The 20,774-nt window shown below is 60.7% G+C and carries 6 protein-coding genes; 1 reads left to right on the forward strand and 5 read right to left on the reverse strand.

Going from position 1 to position 20,774, the window contains the following annotated elements; all coding sequences use genetic code 11:
• Positions 1-1,170: 1,170 nt before the first annotated feature.
• The 3 genes from ACFPM8_RS06360 to ACFPM8_RS06370 form a co-directional block, all read right to left on the reverse strand.
• Positions 1,171-2,145: an IS5 family transposase gene (locus tag ACFPM8_RS06360; RefSeq protein WP_378996177.1), complete on the reverse strand. Its 975-nt coding sequence runs from the start codon at positions 2,143-2,145 to the stop codon at positions 1,171-1,173.
• Between the two features lie 262 nt (positions 2,146-2,407).
• A complete protein-coding gene (locus ACFPM8_RS06365) occupies positions 2,408-2,863 on the reverse strand; it encodes an SMI1/KNR4 family protein (protein WP_378996179.1) in 456 nt (151 codons plus the stop codon).
• A gap of 16 nt (positions 2,864-2,879) precedes the next feature.
• A complete protein-coding gene (locus ACFPM8_RS06370; protein ID WP_378996182.1) occupies positions 2,880-18,929 on the reverse strand; it encodes an HNH endonuclease in 16,050 nt (5,349 codons plus the stop codon).
• Between the two features lie 342 nt (positions 18,930-19,271).
• Between ACFPM8_RS06370 and ACFPM8_RS06375 the strand changes: the two genes are divergently transcribed.
• Positions 19,272-19,787 carry a hypothetical protein gene (locus tag ACFPM8_RS06375; protein ID WP_378996184.1) on the forward strand — a complete coding sequence of 172 codons (516 nt, stop codon included), beginning with the start codon at positions 19,272-19,274 and terminating at the stop codon, positions 19,785-19,787.
• Here the strand turns inward: ACFPM8_RS06375 and ACFPM8_RS06380 are convergent.
• Together ACFPM8_RS06380 and ACFPM8_RS06385 are read right to left on the reverse strand one after the other, a co-directional pair.
• On the reverse strand, positions 19,784-20,221 hold the full coding sequence (locus ACFPM8_RS06380) for a hypothetical protein (RefSeq protein ID WP_378996186.1): 438 nt from the start codon (positions 20,219-20,221) through the stop codon (positions 19,784-19,786). The genes ACFPM8_RS06375 and ACFPM8_RS06380 overlap by 4 nt on opposite strands.
• Before the next feature lie 177 nt (positions 20,222-20,398).
• Complete coding sequence (locus ACFPM8_RS06385) at positions 20,399-20,767, reverse strand: hypothetical protein (RefSeq protein ID WP_378996188.1); 369 nt, start codon at positions 20,765-20,767, stop codon at positions 20,399-20,401.
• Positions 20,768-20,774 lie beyond the last annotated feature (7 nt).

Raw genomic sequence — 20,774 nt, forward strand, 5'->3', positions numbered from 1 at the left:
GCCTGCACGCCGATCACGAGGGGCCGACCCTCATCTTCAATAAAGCATCGCAGCGGCCGATACTTCGGCTTTTGCGTTCTTGACACACGGCGGCAGATAGCGGGATTTGCAGACCGGTGCTAATGGAGAAATGCCGGCAGTCCCGAAGGACTCCCCGCTACTGCCACCCGTTGAAGGCGCAACAGTAGACACACGAACCGCATGACGCGGTTTGTGCGCATTAGCAATCGAGGCTGCAAAACCCCTGTCCCTGATATTTATTCTCAGGGACGGGAGCGACTATAGCCGCTATAGGACGCCATGGCAATTATTAGCGTCCTGCTATTTTTGGATGCGTCGCAAGTTGTAGGACGGATGAGCGTAGCGTTATCCGTCATTGGATGGATCGCGGTAAGGGCGGCGGGTGATCGTCGCCCCTACCGCGACCGTCTGATACAAGAACACCCGCTCAAGGCGGGTGTTGGCTCTTAACAAAATCGATTACAAAAGAAGAAATCCCAGAGGAAGCTCAACATCCTTGTTCGAGCGTAGCCTCCTCCCTTTACGAGAACTTTATGACAGCATTAGCTCGGCTCTCGACTTCCAGAAATCTACTTGATTAGCAGTGCAGTGAAAATGATTACAACACTCCACCATTTTTTCGATCCCAGTTTTTGGGGCATCCTCGTATCTACAAGAAATCTCATGAAGATTAGCTGCAAGCAAAATAAAACACTCGAAGTCTGGCGCAACGTCTCTACGCCCCACCTGAGACGAGCGCATTACATCAAGTAGATAGACAACGTCAGGGTAATCACTACCTACTCCTCCCACGCAGATCAAATTCGCCTCTTCTTGGGCCACTATCACCAAGTGAGAATTTCGAGCTTCCGCTTTGCCAAGCTCATCTCCCTGATTTGCCTGTCGAATTGATTCGATCAAGTTCCCAGTCTGTATTGAACCCGGCCACATTGAGAAATAGCCGATAGAAACACCGAATAAACCGGCGTCGCGAATGCATCGTATATATATAGAAGGCAACTCTAGGGAAACGCCGTTCAATTCGCTTTTTTAAGTAGGGATCGGTCACCGAGCGGACGAACGAAGAGCGCAGCAAGAATTGCCGATTTTTTGGAGCCGAACAACGGCCTTTTCAGCCGATTTGATGCAACGCTTCACGCCTTTCGGCGATCAGGACGCACTCCGGGATTCAGTGACCGTAAATCGCCTGCCGGCCAGCACCAGATTGGCGAAGGCGAACAGCGTGAACAGCTGCGCGGTGTTCTTGGCCAAGCCGCGATAGCGCGTTTTGCGATGGCGGAACAGGTTCTTGATGACATGAAACGGATGCTCGACTTTCGCGCGGACACTAGCCTTCAGATGTTCCAGCATGCGCCCCAGTTTGGTCTTGGGCAGCACACGGCGTTTGGAGCGCTTCATGGCCACATGCCAGGTGATCGCTTTGCCGACGTTTTCGGGCCTCTTTTCCACTCCTTGGTAGCCGGCGTCGCCGAGCGCGGCGGTCTCGTCACCATGCAGCAGTGCGTATGCTTGAGTCACATCGGAGACATTGCCAGCCGTGCCGACGACGGTGTGCACGAGGCCCGACGCCGCGTCGACGCCGATGTGGGCTTTCATCCCGAAATGCCAGTCGTTGCCCTTCTTCGACTGATGCATCTCCGGATCACGCTTGCCATCCTTGTTCTTGGTCGATGGTGGCGCGGCGATCAGCGTCGCATCGACGATGGTCCCTTCCCGCATCATCAAGCCCTTCTCGGCCAAGTGCCCGTTGATCGTGTCGAAGATCTGGCGGGTCAGTTCCTTCGCTTCCAACAGGTGGCGAAACTTGAGCAGCGTCGTCGCGTCCGACGCCGACTCGCGATTCAAATCAATGCCGACAAAGGCGCGAATGGCTTGGCTGTCGTAGATCGCCTCTTCGATACCTTCGTCCGACAAGCCAAAGCACTGCTGGGCCACATACATGCGCAGCATGCGCGCCAGTCCAATCGGCGGACGACCGGCGCCGACGACCTTCGGATAGAACGGTTCAACGAGTTTGTGCAACTTGCCCCAGGGCGTCACGCTGTCGATCTCGGCGAGAAAGCAGTCACGCCGAGTGAGCTTTTTCTTGGCAGCGTATTCCAGATCGGAGAAGCTCTTTTGCATGGTCGATGGCAGGCGGTGAATGTGCCGCTATTGTCTCAGGCCAGCCTGTCGGTGGGAACACCGTCCAATGAATTAATCAGCGTTTCCCTAGGGTACCGTTCAACTCGGCGACCTCATCCGCAGTTAAGCCGTTTCGCCTAATTGTTACTTTATCCGCGATACGAGGAAATTGATTTGCAAAGTTCTCAGAATAATTCTTTACATCATTTAGATTAATAAGCATATGCGAAACAATTCTTGCCGGAGCCCATAACAACTTCTGTTATTCACCCTCATCTGACACGAGTGAATTCAAGAATTTTTCGAGACTGGCAGCCAAATACACCACGGCCCTCGAAGGGTCATCGTAATAGTCAGACTGATAGAAACAGATTGCACCGGCGTTTCCCGACTCCAAGTTGTAACAAAAATAATCCCCACCAGAATCACTCGCTATAGGGATTAAATTCTTGGGAAATAGGTCATTCCCTTGAACGAGATCGGAATAGGTATCTTCAAAGAGAGTCCCGCGCATACCGTGCTTAATTGGCAAAAATTCGTGCACCGGGAAATATTCATCGTCCTTTGGAAACAAATTTGGCACGGGCCTGCCACCATTAAAGTGTAGAAAATGCTGCCGCAAGTCTTCGGGAAATAAAATACCCAAACGAGCTTCTATCTCATTCAATTCGTCATTGTTAATTGAAGGTGCAACATCAACAATTTTTACGGTGTTCATCTTTAACCTCTTTCGTTTATCGTTTATAAGGCACGCCATTCAGTTGTTCCCACTGATAGACAGAGCCCCTATGTGGAATAGTCGCATTATGAGCTCCTCTTTCGACCAATTCCAACGTAGATGTTCCTGTGGCGGGATTAAAGTCATCAACGTGATGCCAAACATACCCACTCGGCGAGTCTGCACCTCTAGGCACGAGATCTTGTAGACCTGCTGCCTCATTGGCTGCTCTAAAGTCAAGTCTGCGACTACCGGTCATTTCGAGATTTAGCACGTTACGCTGACCATCCTGCACGGGAAACAAGTAATCGCTATTGGCGAATGTCGGACCGCCATTTGGGGTCACTTGTACGCCTGGGTAGCCCTTTTCCGCAGCCCTGGTATGCGATACCAATTCTTCTGCCGTATTTGTAACGTCAGGCTCGAGACGCCCAAATTTCACGCCCCCAGCCGATCCTTGCTGCGTACCGAATAGCCCCGTGTTGTTGACGCCATCCCCCACAAAGCCATACCGCGCCCCACCCGCATTCAGCGTCACGCCAGAGTCATATCCAAGCTCCCCAACCAGAAACTTGCCTGCCCCCGGTATCCGCCCCGCCACCGCTTCCAGTCCACCCTTGAACGGCAATGCCGCCTCCAAACCGAACACCAGCTGGTCTTGCAGCGGCATCTGCCGCAAATGCGTGAACGCGTTATTGGCCGTGTCCATCGGATGCAGCACCGCATTCACCATGCCCGGAACCATTGTGTCGCTGGTCAGCACACGCGGAACGGATAGTACAGATTGTGCGATGTCATTGCTTATTTTTCGTATCCCGTAGGTCGCTGCAGCCAAGTACCTGACTGACGAATCAGGGGCGCTTGCGGCCGCATCCGGGTGATTGATAAAGAAGTCCTCGGTCTTGCTCTGCCAATTTGCCAGCCGTTCGTCGGCCGACAAATGGTGCGTCAGTTTCAGTTGGAATACGCCGTCGCTGCCCACCCCCTGCCGGAACGTGTCGTAACTGTCGCCATAGCTACCGGGACGGAACGAGGATTGCGTATTCATTCCCATGAACTCGACGCCGGTGCTGGTTGTCGGCGCATCCAGGTGATGGGCATTCGCCCAATTTTGAACCGCATCCCCGCTCTCGACATAATCGGCAGGAAGAGTCCACGGCGCTTTGCTCACTTGACGCTGACGCATATCGTCGTGGGAGTCGCGATCCGGTTCACTCGCTGCAACGACGCGGTCAGAGGCATTTTGCTGAGATAACTCCACGCGCTTAGTCACCAGACTACCTATCGTGCCGCTCACCACATCCTGCAAGATGCCCGGGAAATTGCGCTGCATGCCGCCGCCTCGCACCAAACCGCTGGCGACACCTCCAGCCAGGCCCGCGACAGCGCCACGCGTCATCGTCGCGCCCATGTCATTCAAAAATGTCGCGTTGCGCTCCGCGGCAGAGATATCCTTGCCATTCAGATATTTCCAGCGCTCGTCTCCGTATTGCGCCTCCCCCATGCTGTCGGCGACGCTGGCGTTGATGCCGGAAGCCAGCGCGCTAGCCGCCACGCCGCGCCAATCAAAATGACTTTGCAAGCCCGTGGCAACTGCCACGCCCTGAGTGACAGCACTACTGACGGCGCCGCGTATGACGCCCTGTGTAAAGGCGCTACTGCCAGCTGGCATTGGCATGTATTCGCCAACACCGGCAGTCACCGCACCGCCAATGGCGCCCAGCGCCACCCCCTTCCAGTCAAATCCATTCTGCTCGCCGGCGGCAATCAGCATGCCTTGCGATGCCGCCGCGCCGGCGGCTCCGCCTACTGCGCTGCCTGCTATGTAGTTTCCAAAATATTGTGTTGCTGCCCCGGCCGTGATGTAGGTTACGACAATCGCCAACACAATCGCGAAGATCTGAGCGTTGCTACATCCACCGCCACCCGGCAGCGGCGGTGGCGCCGGTTCCGGCGGCAAGGTCGGCAAAGTATCGCCAATCGCTTGGCCGGGGTTGTACACCCTAAATGTGGCCGAGCTGTTGTGGGCGTTGCTAACCTTGTTGGGCAGGGTCAGGCGCTGGCCGGCGGCCAGAGTTGCGCCGGCGTTCAGGTTGTTGGTGTCGGCGATCAGGTACCACAGGTTCGCGTCGCCCCACGTTGCGCGCGCAATCGAGGCCAGTGTGTCGCCGCTCTTGACCGTGTAGCCGCTGGCCGTGGTGCCCGGATAGCTGGTGTTGATCGGTTGATAGTTTTGATCGAATTCGGCCGACGCCACCGGTTTGCCATAACGGTAAATGCTGGGTAGTTGTTGGGCGTCGCGTCGGGCAAGTTCTTCCGCGTACGAGACGTTGGAAGGTCCATTGTTGCTGACGTCGCCGATCAACTGACCGTTCAGATAGTAGTATCGTTGCGCCACACCTAAACTGCCCGAACTCAGTTCGTTTCGGCGCAGCACCTGACCGTACTCGTCACTGGTGTAGACCATTGTGCGGGAGGGCAAATTGCTCGTCGTATTGCCCTTGCCATCGGTGTCGTACCCATTGACTTGCTGCAGATGGCCGTTGACGTCGTACTTGAAGTCCGACCGCCCACCGCCCCAGATTCTGGCCTCGAGATTCATGAGGTCGGTGCCGAACACCTGGATCTGGCTTTGCTTGGCCTCATCCCACCAGACATAGCTGGTCATGGTGTCGGTGCCGAGGCCGATGCCGGTAAACGTGTTGGGATCGTACCGGTAGGTGTGCGTGACCACACCCTGATCGTCACCGGTGTAGTGGCCGCCGCCCACGTCCAGACGGTAGTCGTAATTGGTGATGCGAGTTTGACTGGTGCCGCCCACCGGCGACTGGGTGACGGTATCTTGCGTGACTCGGCTGTCGGCATCGAACACGCTACCTTTACTGTAGGTGACGGTGCTGCCGTCGGCGGCATATTCCAGGTAGTTCTGGACCCGACCCAGTTGGTCGTTGAAGCGGCGCGAACGCAACACGCCGTTGATTTGCACATCTTCCAGGTAGCCGTCGCTGGTGTAGCTGTAGCTTTCGGTGTGGCCGTCGGCATAGACAGCGCTACGCCGCAGTCCTGCAGCGTCGTAACCGATCTGCACGCCGCTTGTGCCCAGGACTATGCTGCCGTTGGCGAGCTGGCCCATGGTGACGACAAAGCGGTTTTGCTTGTCGTATTTGTACCAGTAGTCCTGTGTCGTCGCCGCACCATCAAGAGCGTTGTCATAGACGCTCAGCACCCGCCGCCGGTTGTTGTTGGCGTCGTACTGGTACTGGATGTGCGCTTGCGGATCGTGGAAGTCACTGACCCGGTTCAACTCGTCGTACTGGATATCGGCCACTTGGAAATTGATGCGGTTAGCCGGCGCGTCGCCGCTGGTGTAAGCCTCGCGGGTACGGTTGCCCTCCTCGTCGTATTCGTAATATGACTGCACGTTCAGCACATGATCGATGCTGCTTTTCAGGTAGCCGTTGGCGTAATAGCTGAAATCGATGTTCTGCCCGGCGCTGGAGGCTTGGTGCTTCAGGTGCGCCGCGTAGTCGTAGCTGTAGGTGACGACATGGCCGCCAAAGTCCCGATGGCTGCTGATGTGGTTGAAGTAATCGGTGCTGTCGCTGGCGTTGCGGCCGCCGTCGGTATAAGTGGTGACTTTGGTCCAGCCGCCGACCTTTTGCCCGCCCGTCCCCAGGATGTTTTGATCATAGGCGTAGGTGTAGGTGATTTCGCTGCCGGCAAAACTGCGGGTGCGGATCACCCGGCCATCGGCGTCGTAGTCGGTGGTTTCGCGCTGACCCAGTGCGTTGGTGTGGCTGATGCGACGGCCCAGCGTGTCGTAGGTATAACTATCGCCGCCAGCACCGGCTTGACTGCCCGGCGTGCCTGGAAGACGCGTCGGCCGCGTGACCTGGATCAGGCGGCCGGCCTGGTCGTAGCTATTGCTGGTCACGCCGTTGGCGTCGGTCACCGTGCGCACATTGCCGAAGATGTCGTAGCCGGCGCTCTTGCTGCCGCTGTCGGCGTGGAATTCAGTCGCAATACGGCTGTCACTCGCGCTGCCGAAACCGGCCAGCAAGCGCTGCGTGTTGAGGTTGCCGTTGGCGTCGCGCACGCCGACCAGATGGCTGGCCGCATCGTAGTAATAATTGGTCGTCGGCCGTGCTCGCACCGTGGTGCCGTCCTCTCGCGTGACATCGGTTTCCGGCGACTGCTTGCTGATCAGCTGGCCCATCGTGTCGTAAGCCAGCGAGACAACGTGGGTCCGGCCGTCGGTCTCGCTGTCGACGTCACCGAACGCATTGTGCGTTTGCGTGCGATGGATCGCGGCCTGTGTGTTGGGGATGTCCGGCGCCGTGTTGTTCAAGCCGGTCACGGTCCACTGCAGCTGCCGCATCGCGCCGCTGCGATCAGCGTTGATCTCGATCGCTCCCTCCGCGCGCAGATTGCCGCCCGATACCGCCACCGGCTGGCCGTTGGCGTCCAGCAGGCTGTACGCGTATTCCAGGCTCAGGCTGCCGCTGGCAGGCCGCAATGCGTCGACGCTCCAGGCGTAATTGCCGGCCCAGGTCTTGGGCAAGGTCAACGTGTTGTATGCCCCCTTCGAACCGGCGATGCGGTACTGGAGCACCAGTTGCGTGGCGTTGGTCGCGGGCGGATTGAAAGTAATGGTGGCCGGCAGCGCGTCGTTCAAATGCGACAGCATGGCGGGATTGATCCCCAGTTGCAGCGCGCCATGTGCGGCATTGATGATGGCGCCGCCGGCGTCCGAGGTCTGGTAGCTGTAGTCGATCACATAGTTGCCCAAGCGGTCGGGCGCGACGCTGCTGGCGTCCCAATTGAATTGCTGGTGCATGGCATCCCACACCAGGGTCGCACTGCCGCTGGCGCCGCCGCGCACCGAGTAATTGATGTGCATCGCGGCCGAATTGGCCGGCTGACCGCCAAAGGCGACGTTCTCCGGGATCTCGGTCCACGAAGTCAGCGCAGAGGCATTGCCGCCTGGCGTGAACGTGCCTTTGACCCGATTGAGCATGGTGCCGGTCGCATTGGCACCGGTATAGGGCTCTGCCCAGTACTCGTAGTCGCCGCTCAAGCCGGTGGTTGGCATCGTGAACCAGCCCGGTGTGGAGGACGAGGCGATGGCAGGCCCGAGCGGACCGCCTCCACTGACGATGGGAATACCAGCCGGACCGGCTATATACGTTGCCCAGGCGTCGCTCGAACCGACGTGGCGGTAGCGGATCCGGACTGAATTGGCTGTAATGCCTTGTTGCGTGATGTTGAGGTTGCCGTCCCGAGTCAGGAACGCCTGACCGCTGCCGCCAATCGGCTGCGGTGTCTGAAACATGCTAGGCGCAGCTAGGCTAGCCTTGAAGAGGCCCGCTTCCGAGTTCAGTACCAAGCCGTTAGGGTCCAGTGCGACGTATTGATATTCGTAGCTGCCATCGGCCCAGCGGCTCCAGTCGACGCAAAAAAAGCTATCTATGCCTCCTTTTGCGCTGTTGGGAACCGGGGTCGCGTTGAAAAGGTTCCACGGCTGGTTTGAGCCAGCCGGCCGCGTCATGACAATCAAGCGATTGGTCGATGGGGGTTGATCTTTGATTTGGATTGGCGCCCGGACTGGGGCCATACCGCCGAAACTATCGGTATAGGAGCCATCTCCTTCCTCGTTATGATTTGGTATGGTGAAAGTGGTCCGGGCGATCAAGGTCAGATTTTTCGACGAACCACCGGGTATGTCCTGATACAACCCAACGGTCATGGTTTTTCCTGGCTCTCCCCATTGATGGTGCGCTTGAAAATAAGAGACTTTCTCGCCGTCGAAGGTAACTGGGCCGAATTCCCCACTAGTGAGATTGTCATCCAAATAAACGTGGAAATTGCCGCCGCCATTGCCCAATCCCGGTGGGATCCAAATGTCAAAAAAAGAATTAAGGGTCGGCGCCACCAATGGCACTCGCTTCTGCGGGGTTCCCCCTTGCTGGATTACTTCGGGCACTATTTTCAACTGCCGAAACACAAAGGACACAGTTCCTGACGGGTTAACAGTCGCTGATCCCTGTGCCGCCGGCGGCGCCGTCCCCCGGCTAACGCTAGCCATGGTCGGCCCCATGGTCACATTGCCGCCAGTGAAATTGCTGCCCGCCTGCATCGTCAGGAACTGCTCGATGGTGGCCATGTTATGCGCACTCTTCATCGTCGGCTGATACGTCTCGACCAACTGGTTGCGGCGGTCGTAGACGCTGACCGTCATATGAATGCCGCCGTCCGCAATCGCCTTCTGCACCACCGGATCGAGCGAAGCGCCTTGCGCCTGGCTGATCGCCAGGATTTGCGCCAAGCTCATATTTCTCAGGTCGGCTCCGGCCGACTGGATCAAGACCGTCGCGTTGCCGTTGGCGTCGTACAGATACGCCTTGGTGGCGCCGTCGCCGGCATTGGTTTTCCAGCGGCGGCCCTGGCTGTCGTATTCGGCAAACTCGGCGCTGCTGCCGTTGACGCCCCTGCCGACGATTTCGCCGTAGGCGTTGTAGCGGATCTCGTGCGTGTCGCCGGCGCTCCAGACGCCGGTAGCAGGGTCGCCGCTGACCAGCCATACGGTCTGCCGGAACACCTCGCGGTTGGCGGCGTCGTAGTGGGTCACGTTGACGTCGAGGCGCGCGCTGCCGTCGGATTTCTTGCTATAGATCTGCTCTTCCATCACGTTGCCGACCGCATCGCGCGCGTACCGCACGATGCCGTCGACATTTTGCGTCGCCTTGCTGTTGAGACGGCCGGCCGCATCGTAGGTGTACAGCGTGACGCGGTCGTCGGTATTGGTCTTGCCGCGCGCGATCGACTGCGTGACGTTGCCCAGGCCGTCGTAGACGGTGTCGGTGGTCGGCCGCACCAGCGTGCCCTGGAAGTCGGTAAAGCCGGCGCTTTGCACCCGCGTTTGCCGTCCCATCACATCGAACAGCCAATCGGTGACTTCGCCGTTGGCTTCGGTTTTTTCGGTGACGTTGCCGAGGCCATCGTAGGCGTAGCGCACGGTCGACGTCGCCGTCGCCGTGCTCAGCGCGCCTTTGGCGTCGAGGCTGGACGTGACCAGGTTGAGCCGGCTTTGTGTCAGCAAGCGGTTCAGGCGGTCGTAGCTGTAGGTCGTGATGCGGTCGTTGCCGTCGGCGCTGACGCTTTTCAGTAAATCGGCCAGGCTGCTGCTGGGGCTGGCCGGGGTGCTGATCTTGTTGGCATAGCGGGTTTCCTGCACCGCGCTGTCGTTCTGGTCGCGGCTCCAGACCGTCAGGTAATTCTCGGCGTCGACTTGCGCGATCTTCTTGCCGACCGCGTTGTAATACGACAGCGTCTGGTTGCCCAGGCCGTCGCTGTCGACGATCACGTTGCCGAGCGCATCGTATTGGCGCGCGGTGACGATCGCGCCGGTATAGATGTTGAGGTTGGTGCCGCCGACCGGGCGCTGGGCAAACGTGGCGCCGTTGACGGTCGATTGCACTTGGCGATTGTTTTTATCGTAGGTGTAATCGGTCTGGCGGCAGTTGACTTCGCTCGCCGCTTGCGGCGGTGCGCCGTTGACCGGCGCTGCGACCGGGTCGCCATAGATGCGGGCGCTGATCATATTGCTGGCGGCGTCGTAGTTCCAGGTCGACAAGGTGCCGGTCGCGCTCAACTCTTTGACCTTGCGGTCGGCCGCGTCGTAATACCAGCGGGTGCTCTGGCCGTTGGCATCGGTGTACGCCGTCTTGTTGCCGCGCGCATCGTAACTCCAGCTCTGGGTCGGCGTCACCGTCGGCCAGCCGCTGACGGTGCGAATCGAGAGCGGATCGCCGCTCTGGGTCAGCATGCGGTCGGCCTGGTCGTAACTGTAATGGGTGACGCGCTGCTCGGGCAAGCCGACCGCTTCGATCATCTGGGTCCGGTTGCCGCGCGCGTCGTAGCTGTAGCGCTTGACCACCGGCACCAGTACGCCGGCGCTATTGCGCGCGGTGATCGGCAAGGTCTCGCTCAACAGCAAGCCGCGCACATCGTAAGTGCTGGTGGTGATGCCGAGTACTTTGTTCTGGACGCTGATGCGGTTGCCGAAGCTGTCGTAGCCGTACAGTTCGTATCCGCCTTCGGCATCGATGCTCTTGGTCAGGCGGTCGTTCTGGTCGTATTGCAGGCTCGTGCTCGCATCGGCGCTGCTAGCAACCAGCGTCGGCCGCATCGCGGTCGACAGCGTGCCGCTCACCGCATTGGCGTAGCGCGTGACCTGGGCCGGCTTGCCGGTGCCGGTGTAACTGGTCTGGGTCACATAGCCGAGCGGGTCGACTTGCAGCACGGCCCGGTTCAATTGATCGAAATAGAAGTAACCGGCATGGCCCAGCGGGTCGGTCACCTTGACCGCATTGCCGAACGCATCGTACTGGGTCGTGGTCACCGCAAACTGCGGCGTCTGGCCATCGGCGCCGTCGTTCAGCGGCACCGCGGTCGCAATTTTTCTGCCGGCGGCATCGAATTGCTGGGTGGTCGTATAGCCGCGCTCGTTGGTGATGCTGGTGACATTGCCGAGCGCGTCGTAGCCGTACGAGACGGTGGCCGCGGCCGATGTCCCGGCGGCTTTGGTTTGCTGCGTCAGGTGGCCGGCCAGATCGTAAGTATTGCGGGTGATCCGGTAGTCGACCGGCTGCGGCGTGGTCGGCTGCAAGGTCGCCGGTTTCCAGTCCGAAGGCGCCGTGGCGCCTGCCGCCACTTCTTCAAATTGCGCCCGCGTCGCAAACAGATAGGAATCGGCTTGGCCGGCATAGGTATTGTTCTTGCGCAGAATCGCCAGCACACTGACCGCGCCCGGCGGCGCCTTGCCACTGGTCACGATGCGCTTATAACTGTCCAGCTTGCTGCCGCCGACCCGCTCTTGCTGGGCGTCTTGCGAAGCGTCGCTCGCGGGCACCGCACTGATCGGCTTGCCGTCGGCGCCATACCACTCGAGGATCACTTCGGTGGTGGCGCGATGCGCGCCGACATAGGCCGAGAAGCTGTAACTGCAGCCTTCAGCCACCGGCAGCGATTGGTAGATCTCTTGCCAACTGCCGGCCGGGCCGATCCCGGTTTGGCGCAAATAGTACGTCTGTTCGCCAAACACGCTCTGACCCACCGACCAATCGGCGCTCAGGTTGACGCCTTTGATGTCGGCCTGCGCGCCCGACCCCAGGTACTTCCAGCCTTGTGGCACGCCATCAGTGCCGATGCTGGTAAAGCCGCCATTGCTCAGTTGATTGATGCCGGGGCCGGCGCCGGTCGGCAGCTTCCAGGCCGACGGCGCGCTGACGCCTTCTGGCACCTCTTCAAACTGCGCCCGCGTCACAAACAGGTAAGAATCGGCCTGGCCCGGATTGGTGTTTTCTTTACGCAGGATCGCATTGGCGCGCACTGCGCCAGCCGGCGCCCGGCCGGTCACGACGACCCGTTTGTAGCCGTATAGCGTGCTGCCGCCGACATATTCTTGATTGACGTCCTGCGATGCGGCCGTCGCCGGCGTGGTGCCAATCAACTTGCCGTCGGCGCCATACCATTCGAGCATCACTTCGCTGGTGGCGCGGTGCGCACCAACATAGGCCGAGAAGCTGTAGCTGCGGCCCTCGCTCACTGGAATCGTCTGGGCAATTTGCTGATAACTATTGGCCGGGCCGATCCCGGTTTGATGCAGATAATAGGTCTGTTCGCCATACACGCTTTGACCGACCGACCAGTCGGCGCTCAGGTTGACGCCTTTGGCGTCGGCCGCAGCGCCGCTATCGCTGTAGCTCCAGTTCTGCGGCACGCCGTCGCTACCGATCTTGCTAAAGCCGCCGTTGAGCAATTGATTGCCGCTGCTCTCGGTGCCGGTGGCGCCGGCCGGTCGGGCGTACTCGATGGTGTTGATGATCTGGCCGGCGCCGTCGTACTGGTTTTGTTTGACGTAACCCACCGCATTGATGCTGTAGGCCAGGCGGTTGGCGGCGTCGTAGATTTTCCTTTCAGTGACATCTTTTGACGCATCGGCATGCAATAGTGCTTGCACTTGTGCCGCGCTCAAGGCGCTGGCAACCGGAACGCCGATCGCTTGCGCATACCTGGTGCTTTGCGTCAGGTTGCCGTTGGCATCATAGGTCGATTGCGTCACGTAGCCAAGCGCGTCGATGCTGTAGCTCAGCCGGTTGGCCGCATCGAACACGTAATTGATGGTGACGTCGTGCGCCGCGTCCGGTTGCAACTGCGCCTGCATTTGCGCCATCGTCCAGCTGCCGCCGCTGCCGGTCACGGCCGCCAGTGGCGTCGCATAGCGAATGCTGCGCGTCACATTGCCATTGGCGTCGTAGATCCGTTGCGTGACGCCGCCCAGCGCATCGATTGCGTAGACTTGCCGGTTGCCGGCGTCGTACACGTAATTAGTCGTGCGGTCGGCGCTGTCGGTCTTGACCGCTGTCAGGTCGGTCGCTGCCGTCACCGGGACTGCCAGCGGCGTCGCGTAGGCGATCCGGCGCACGATGCTGCCGGCATTGTTGTAGACGTTCTGCGTCACATAGCCCAGCGCGTTGGCCGTGTAGATCAGCCGGTTGGCGGCATCGTAACGATTGAGCGTGTGCTGATCGCGGCTCGGATCGGCCAGCGTCGTCAGTTGTTGCGCGATGTTGGCAAGCGTTAGCGGCTGCGTGGTGGCGAGTGGCGTCGCGTAGGCGATCCGTTCGGAGGCATTGCCGTTGCCGTCGTAACGTTGTTCAACCACCGCGCCGGTGCCGTCGACCGTGTAGACCGCGCGCCCGGCCGCATCGTAGGCGATTTGCGTGACCAGGTCGTGCGCGGCGTCGGCCTGCGGCGTCGGCAGCGCACCGGTGTTGAACAGCGCCATGTCGTTGGCGTTGAGGCGATTGGCGTAAGCGATGCGCTTGATTGGATTGCCGTTGCCGTCGTAGCTGATGTGCGTGACGCCGCCAGTGCCGTCCACGCTCCAGCTCAGGCGGCCATCCTGGTCGTAGCGGCGGAATTGGCTGATGTCGTGCGCGGCGTCGGCGTGTAGCAGCGCTTGCACCTGCGCCACGCTCAACGCGTCGGTATTGCTGTTTTGGGCGGCGATGGCGCCGCTCCAGCCGTCCGTGCCTTTGCGCATGTCGGCGTTCGGATTGAGCACGGCACCGGTGGCGGCGTCGATCAGCTGCATGTAGTCGACCTCGACTATGCCGCTGGCAGCAGGGTTGGCGTTGCTGTAGTTATAGAGCAAGAGCGGCGCCGCGGCCTTGGTCCCGGCAAAGAATTTATGCGGATCGTAGACCCCGGTCGACGGCGTGTATTCGCCGCTGATCGCGCCCTCGAACACTTGCCAGCCCATGTCCGGCGTCAGCTTGACATTGACCGCGCCGGCGTAAGAGAAAGTGCCGCCGGTCGTGTTGTAAACATCGGCGCCCTTGGCGTCTTTGGACGTCACGCCCAGATAAACGGAACCCTCGCCAGTCACCTGACGCACTCTTGCCCGCACCACGTATTTCTTGCTGGTGTCGACCGGTACGGCGGCCGCGCCGCTGAAACCGCCCTGGCTGATCGCACTCAGGCGCAACGTCTTGCCATCGGTAGCGCCAACCGGCAGAGCGATGCCGATCGGCGTCGCATATTTGGTGACCTGCGTCAGATTGCCGTTGGCGTCAAAGAAATTCTGGCTGACACCGCCTTGCCCATCGATGGTAAACACCAGCCGGTCGTTGGCGTCGTACACATAGCGCGTGACGTTGCCGTTCGGATCGGTGACCGCAACCGGATTGCCTGTCTTGTCGTACGCGGTACGGGTGGTCAGATTCAATCCGCTAGCATCGACGTGCTGCTCGATGCGCCGTCCCAGCGCGTCGTACACGTACTGGGTCACGCCGCCATTCGGATTGGTCACGCTCAGCACATGGCCGGTGGCATCGTAGCTGTATTGGGTGGTCAGGTGCAGGCCGGCCGGATCGACGATCTGGCTGACTTGCTGCCCTTTGAGGTCGAACTGGATTTGCGTGACGATGCCGCTGGCATCGGTGCTGCTGACTTGCTGGCCCTTGGCGTCGTATTGATAGCTGGTGACCAGGTTCAGGCCGTTCGGGTCGAGCTGGCGCGTCAGCAAGCGGTTGGCGGCGTCGTAGCTATACGTGACTTGCTTACCATTGCCATCGGTGCTCTGGATCAGGCGGTCGCTCGCATCGTAAGCATGCGAGGTCGTCAGGTTCAAGCTGCCGGCAGCGGTCGTGGTCGTCAGCAAGTTGCCGTCGAGGTCGTAGGCGTAAGTGGTGCTGTTGCCGTTGCCGTCCTGCAGCGCAATCTGTTGGCCGTGGGCGTTATAGCTGCGCACCGTGCTCACGCCTTCCGGCGTGGTCATCGTGATCTGACGATTGAAGGCGGTGTAGCTGTATTGGGTGGTCTTGCCGAGCTTGTCGGTCTGGCTCAACACATTGTCGAACGCGTCGTAGCTGGTCGTTGCGACCTGGTTCAGTCCATCGGTCTGGGTCACCACCCGGCCGTTGCGGTCGTAGCTGCGGCTGCGGCTGACGCCGTTGGCGTCGGTGCTGGCCACCACCCGACCGAACGCGTCGTACTGCGATGCGCTGCTTTGGTTCAAGCCGCCGGCATCGCGCACCTCGGCCACAGCCAGGCCGCGCCGGTCATACGTGGTTTGCAGCAGCGCCGTGACCCCGGCCGCAATCGGCGTTTGCCGGGTCGTCAATTCGCCGAACGCGTTATAGCTGTAACTGCTGGCATTGCCGAGCGCATCGGTGCTCTTGCTCAACGCGCCGTTGGCTTGGTAGTCGAAGCGGCTGCGGCTGTCTTTGGCCGGATCGGCCAGCTGCGCCAGCGCATCCTTCAGCGCTTGCGTGACCAGGCCGCCGTTCAGGCCGGCCAGCATGGCGGCGCTGAGCCGGTTGCCGTAAGCGATGTTCTGGGTCTTGGCGCCGAACGCATCGTATTGGGTTTCTTGCACTTCGCCCAGCGCGTTGATGCTATGCGTCAGGCGGCCGTCGGCGTCATAGTAATAGCGGCTCTGGTTGCCGCTGGCGTCAAGCATGCCGATCCGCAGGCCGGTCGCGTCGTAGCTGTAGCGCACGCCTTGCGTCTGCCAGATCGCCTCGACCTTGGCCGCATCCGGATTGGCGCCCAGCGCGGCCAGTGCCGCGCTGCCGTTGGCCGACAAGGCCGCCGTCAGCCGCCCTTGCAGGTCGTAGCGATAGGCGCTGCTACGCTCGACGTTGGTGTCGCTCAGCTTGTTGCCCATCTGGTCGTAGCGCAGCGTCGTGCTTTCGCTGGCGCCGCCGGCCAGGGTGCGGGTGCTTTGCAGCAGGCGGCCGTCGGCGTCGTAGCGATAGCTCTCGCGCTGCAGCGCGCCCGGCTGCGTCAGCTGTCCTTGCACCCAGCGCTGGCCGCGGCTGCTTTGCGCCAGGCGGCCGGCTTCATCGTATTGGTAGTCGGTGACATAGCCTTCGCCGTCGATGCGCGAGCGCACCAGGCCGCGCGCGTCGTACACGGTGGCCGTGACGATGTCGTTGGCGCTGGTGACCGCCGGCACGTTGCTCCAGTCGGCTCTGGCCTGCGTCGCGCTAGAGGTCGCGGTGGCGTAGCGGACGGTTTGCGTGTTGCGGCCGGCGCCGTCGTAGCGGTATTCGGTCAGATAGCCTTCGCCATCCAGCACGAAGCGCAACTGGCCGTCCTTGTCGTAGGCGTTGCGGGTGATGCGGTCGGCGCCATTGGCGGCTGGGCTCGCATTGGCGGCAATCGGGTTGGCGCCAAAGGCGGTGAGGTCGATGGTCGTGCTGCGGCGGATCGTCTGCAGCAGCCGCGACGTGCCGTCGTAGCTGTAGTCGGTTACCGCGCCGGCCGCATCGACCACCTTCAGCAAGCGGTTGGCGCTGTCGTACAAGCGCCATTCGCGCTGGTCGGTGCTAGCGGCGGCCGGCCGCACGCCGGCTTGCTCCAGCGTCAGCGCCGCCGGCTTGCCGTCGGCGCCGGTCAGGCTGGCCAAGGTGGCGGCCGGCACCAGCGTCGCATAGCGGATCGTCTGCGTCAGCTGGTTGTCGGCATCGTAACGGTATTCGGTCAGCGTGCCGCCGGCGCTGATGTCGGCCGTCTTGCGACCGGCAGCATCGTACAGCAGGTAGCTGCGCGGGCCGTGGTTGTCGCTGATTTGGCGCAGCCGGCCGGCGGCGTCATAGACTTGCGTGGTTTGCGACAGCACCGTGCTGCCATTGGCTTCGGTGACGCCGACCAGTTCGCCGAAGCGGTTGTAGGTCGAGGTCCGGGTCAGGCCATTCGCCAGCGTGACCGTGGTGCGGTTATGGGCGTCGTCGATCTGGTACAAGGTCAGCGCACCGCCAGCGTCCGTGCTGCTCAGCAGCCGGCCCATGCCGTCATAGCTGAAGCGTTCGACCTGGCTGGCGTCGCTGGCGACCGCGCGCCGCTCCAGCAGGCGGCCGTACGGGTCGTAGACATAGCTGGTGCGCTGCACGTCGCCGCTGGCGCTGCTGCCGCTGCCGTCGGCCAGCAGTTGCGCATAGTGCGTCACTGCAGCGATGTTGCCGCGGAAGTCGTAGCTGGTATCGGTGCGGCTCGCCTGGCTCTTGTCGGCCAGCGCCGCCACCCATGCGGTCAGCGTCGCCTCGCCCAGCGTGCTGCTGTCGGCCAGTGCGCTGACGTCGTACTGGGCGCCGGCATAGCCGATCACCGAGACTTGCTGGCCGGCAGCGTTGTAGCGGTATTCGGTGACTCGCCCTTCGCCGCTGACGGCGTAGCGCAAGTGGTTCTGCGCGTCGTAGACATAGCGTTTGGTGGCGCCATCGGCCGCCGCAGTCGTGCCGCTGGCGGCCTGCCGGTAGACGGTTTCGCTCAGCAGCTGGTTGTTGGCGCCGTAGCTGCGCTGGATCGTGTCGCCGGCCTGGTCGCGCTGGGTCAGCAGGTTGCCGTTGGCGTCATAGGTATAACTGACCACATGCTGCAGACCGTCTTGCACGCTCGCCACATTGCCGTCGGCGTTATAGGTATATGTCAACGTCTGGCTGACGCCGTTGACTGCCGGTCCGCTGCTGGCGATCAGGTGGCCTTGGGCGTCGTAGCTCAACACGCTCTTGGCGCCGAGCGGATCGGTGATGGTGGTCTTGCGCGCGACCGTGTCGTAGTCGAGCCGGGTGCTGCGCAGATTGCCTTGATCGTCGGCCTGATCGACGCGGATCACGCGGTAGTTGCCGCCGATGTTTTGATAGGCGAACGCGGTGCGGCTGCCATCGCTCTGGCTGATCGTGGCGATCCGCTGGCTGCTGCCGTCGTAGGTATAGCTGGTCTGGAAAGTATTGCCGTCGGCGATGCTGTTGTCGTCCGGGCTCAGGTCGAGCGTGACCTGGCTCAGCCGGCCTTGCGCATCGTAGGCGTAATAGGTGCGGGTCGCCGTCGCGCTGCCGCCACTGCCGGCTGCCGCGGCGGTGACCGTATGCACTTGCGTCAGCAAGGTGCCGCTGTAATCGAAATTGGTGGTGTCGCCGTCGGCTGCCTTGATTTGCGCCAGCAAGCCGGCCGCGGTGTAGCTATAGCTGACGGTGTTGCCGTCGGGATCGCGCAGCGCGCTGATGCGGCCGCCGTCGCTGTCGGCATAGGTCTCTGTGGCCTGGCTGCTGCCGTTGGTCCAGCCCCACGCATGGTCGGCCGCCGAATACGCCAGCGTGTTGCGCGCGCCGGCGCCGTCGCTCGACACATACAGTCCGCGGCTGGCGTTGTAGTTGTACACCGTTTGCGAGCCGTCCCAGTCGATCCGCGTCACGCTGCTGCCCGCCGTCCCCAGCGTACCGACCACCGGCAGCAGCCGGCGCACACCGCCGGCCTGCCAGCTGCCGCCGCTCAGTTCGCCCAAGCTGTTGTAGGTCCGGTGCAGGCTGGCGTCGGGACCGCGCCCCATCAGCAATTCGTCACGGCGGTCGATAAACAGGTTGCCGCTGGCGGCGTTCACATACATTTGGTCGCCGGCCCGGCCCAGCGCCGCATCGCCGATCTGCCCCTGACTGCCCAAGCGCCGCGTCGAACCCGTTTGCACTCCCAAGCCATTGCCTGTAAACACCGCCACCATTGCGCTTCTCCTATTGCATAATCTTTGCCGTTCATTCCGTGAGCGGCCTCTTACGCAACTTGTCTGCGCTTTTTAGGATTGGTTTAGCGGTTTTTAAAAAATTTTTTATTCGTATTGAAATGTCCGTTTTTTGTCTTTGATTGGCTCGTCGTGCCTCGCGCATCGCTCTGGGAGTTAGTATTTCCGCCAAGATAATTTTTTGCCATACACCCTTAACTAGATCCGCCCCAGTTGCACCAAGCGCGACACAGGCACACAATCCCCAAAGAGGCAGCCACTGCAGCCGCCCTCCACCCTTCTTCGGCGCACTCCTCCTGCCTCGGTTTTCACGGAGGTACCAGCATGGCACAGCAAGACGATGACATTTTTCTTCCACACGGCAGGCAAGAAGATTTGTTGAGGCTGACCGTGGCGCCCGAGTGGGTCACTGGTTCGACGCCACTGAATCGGTCAGTGGCGACGCTCGAAATGAGTCTGACCAATCTCGCCGTCACGGCGCTGAACGTTCCGCTTGCGGTCTTTTATATTCCGGTCGGCGTGAAACAGGACGACCTGTCGACCAGCGACGCCATGTTGCCGTTCGCTCAGGCAACTGGATGGGTTGCGCAAACTTGCAAGATTCAACCGGTGGGGTATTTTGCGTTCGATTTGATCGCGACGGATCCCGACAACGCGGCGCTGGCGCCGGCCGACTCGCTCAACTTCACGTTGCAGGGAGTTGCCGTCGGCGACGCCCCGGGAGTGGCTACGATCCGGTTCGAGGCTTATACCTCAGAAGGCGAAACGGATGGCGCATGCCTGGTTGAAATCGCCCTGCCGGTTAGGGCGATCTGTGGCGGCAACTATAGTGGGACTTAATGCGGTTTGAGCAGCGGCATGCCGCTCTTTTGCTGGAGTTCTGCCAGCTTTTCTTCGGCCTGGCGCGTCATCATGGCGCAGCTGGCGATCACCGTGTGCAGCAGTTGTTCGCTCTGGGCCAGGCTTAGTCGGGGCGGGAATTCCGGATCGGGACGGACTTGCTGAGGGCCGTTGTTATGGATCACCTTCAAAATGGTTTCCAAGCCCTCGATTTTGGTCCGCATGGAAACCGCCAGCTTGACCGCCTCTTCCCGGGTCAAGCCCTCGGTTTCGGCGGTCTCCGCCATGCTGATCAAATCCTCGCAAATATCCTGCGCGGCGACGATCTGTTGGCTGGTTTGGCTCCGGCCTTCGGCCTTGGATGCCGGCGCTTTCGGTTCTTCGGCTTCCGCCGGTGGTTGCTGGGGTTCTTTGGGCTTGTTGTCGCTAGTCATAGTGGACTCCAGTGGTGGTGGTTAAGCCGCTTCCCGCTTGGGGCAGGAGCGCGGCTGATAACAGGATGTCAGTGACGGGCGACTATAAACTCTATTGAACTTCATGGCAATTCATTGCTATCCAGGCAACAAAAATCAAGCCTGACGCGCCAGAAAGCCATAGAGTCGATAACTTGCTTAGCCGGTGATCTGGATCACGTGTAAAGAAGGCAGTTCCTTACAGCGCAAGTGATAACTCCGGTTGCCGACTTTGAGCGTGATGTGCAGATTGTTGTCCACCCCGCGCGCGTCGCCAGTACCACCTGCATGCGGCGCAGCCGACGGCAGCCAGAGCTGGACCCGCATCAATTGCAGCAGGTTGCGGGCCTGAGCGCGTGCGGTAAAAGCGGCGTTATCGAGCAGGTCGATAATCTCGGCAGGTTTCAGTTTGACGTAGTTGCGCACGTCTGTTGCGTCAGACTGGTATTGGTATTGGCGCCGGTATTCGGTGTCGTACCGCCTGGAATAACACTGACTTAAAATTTGCTGCTTGACTGCCTCATCCATGGTTCGC

Origin of the sequence: Paraherbaspirillum soli (assembly GCF_042654985.1) — a bacterium.
In the GTDB taxonomy this organism is placed as follows: domain Bacteria; phylum Pseudomonadota; class Gammaproteobacteria; order Burkholderiales; family Burkholderiaceae_D; genus Paraherbaspirillum; species Paraherbaspirillum soli.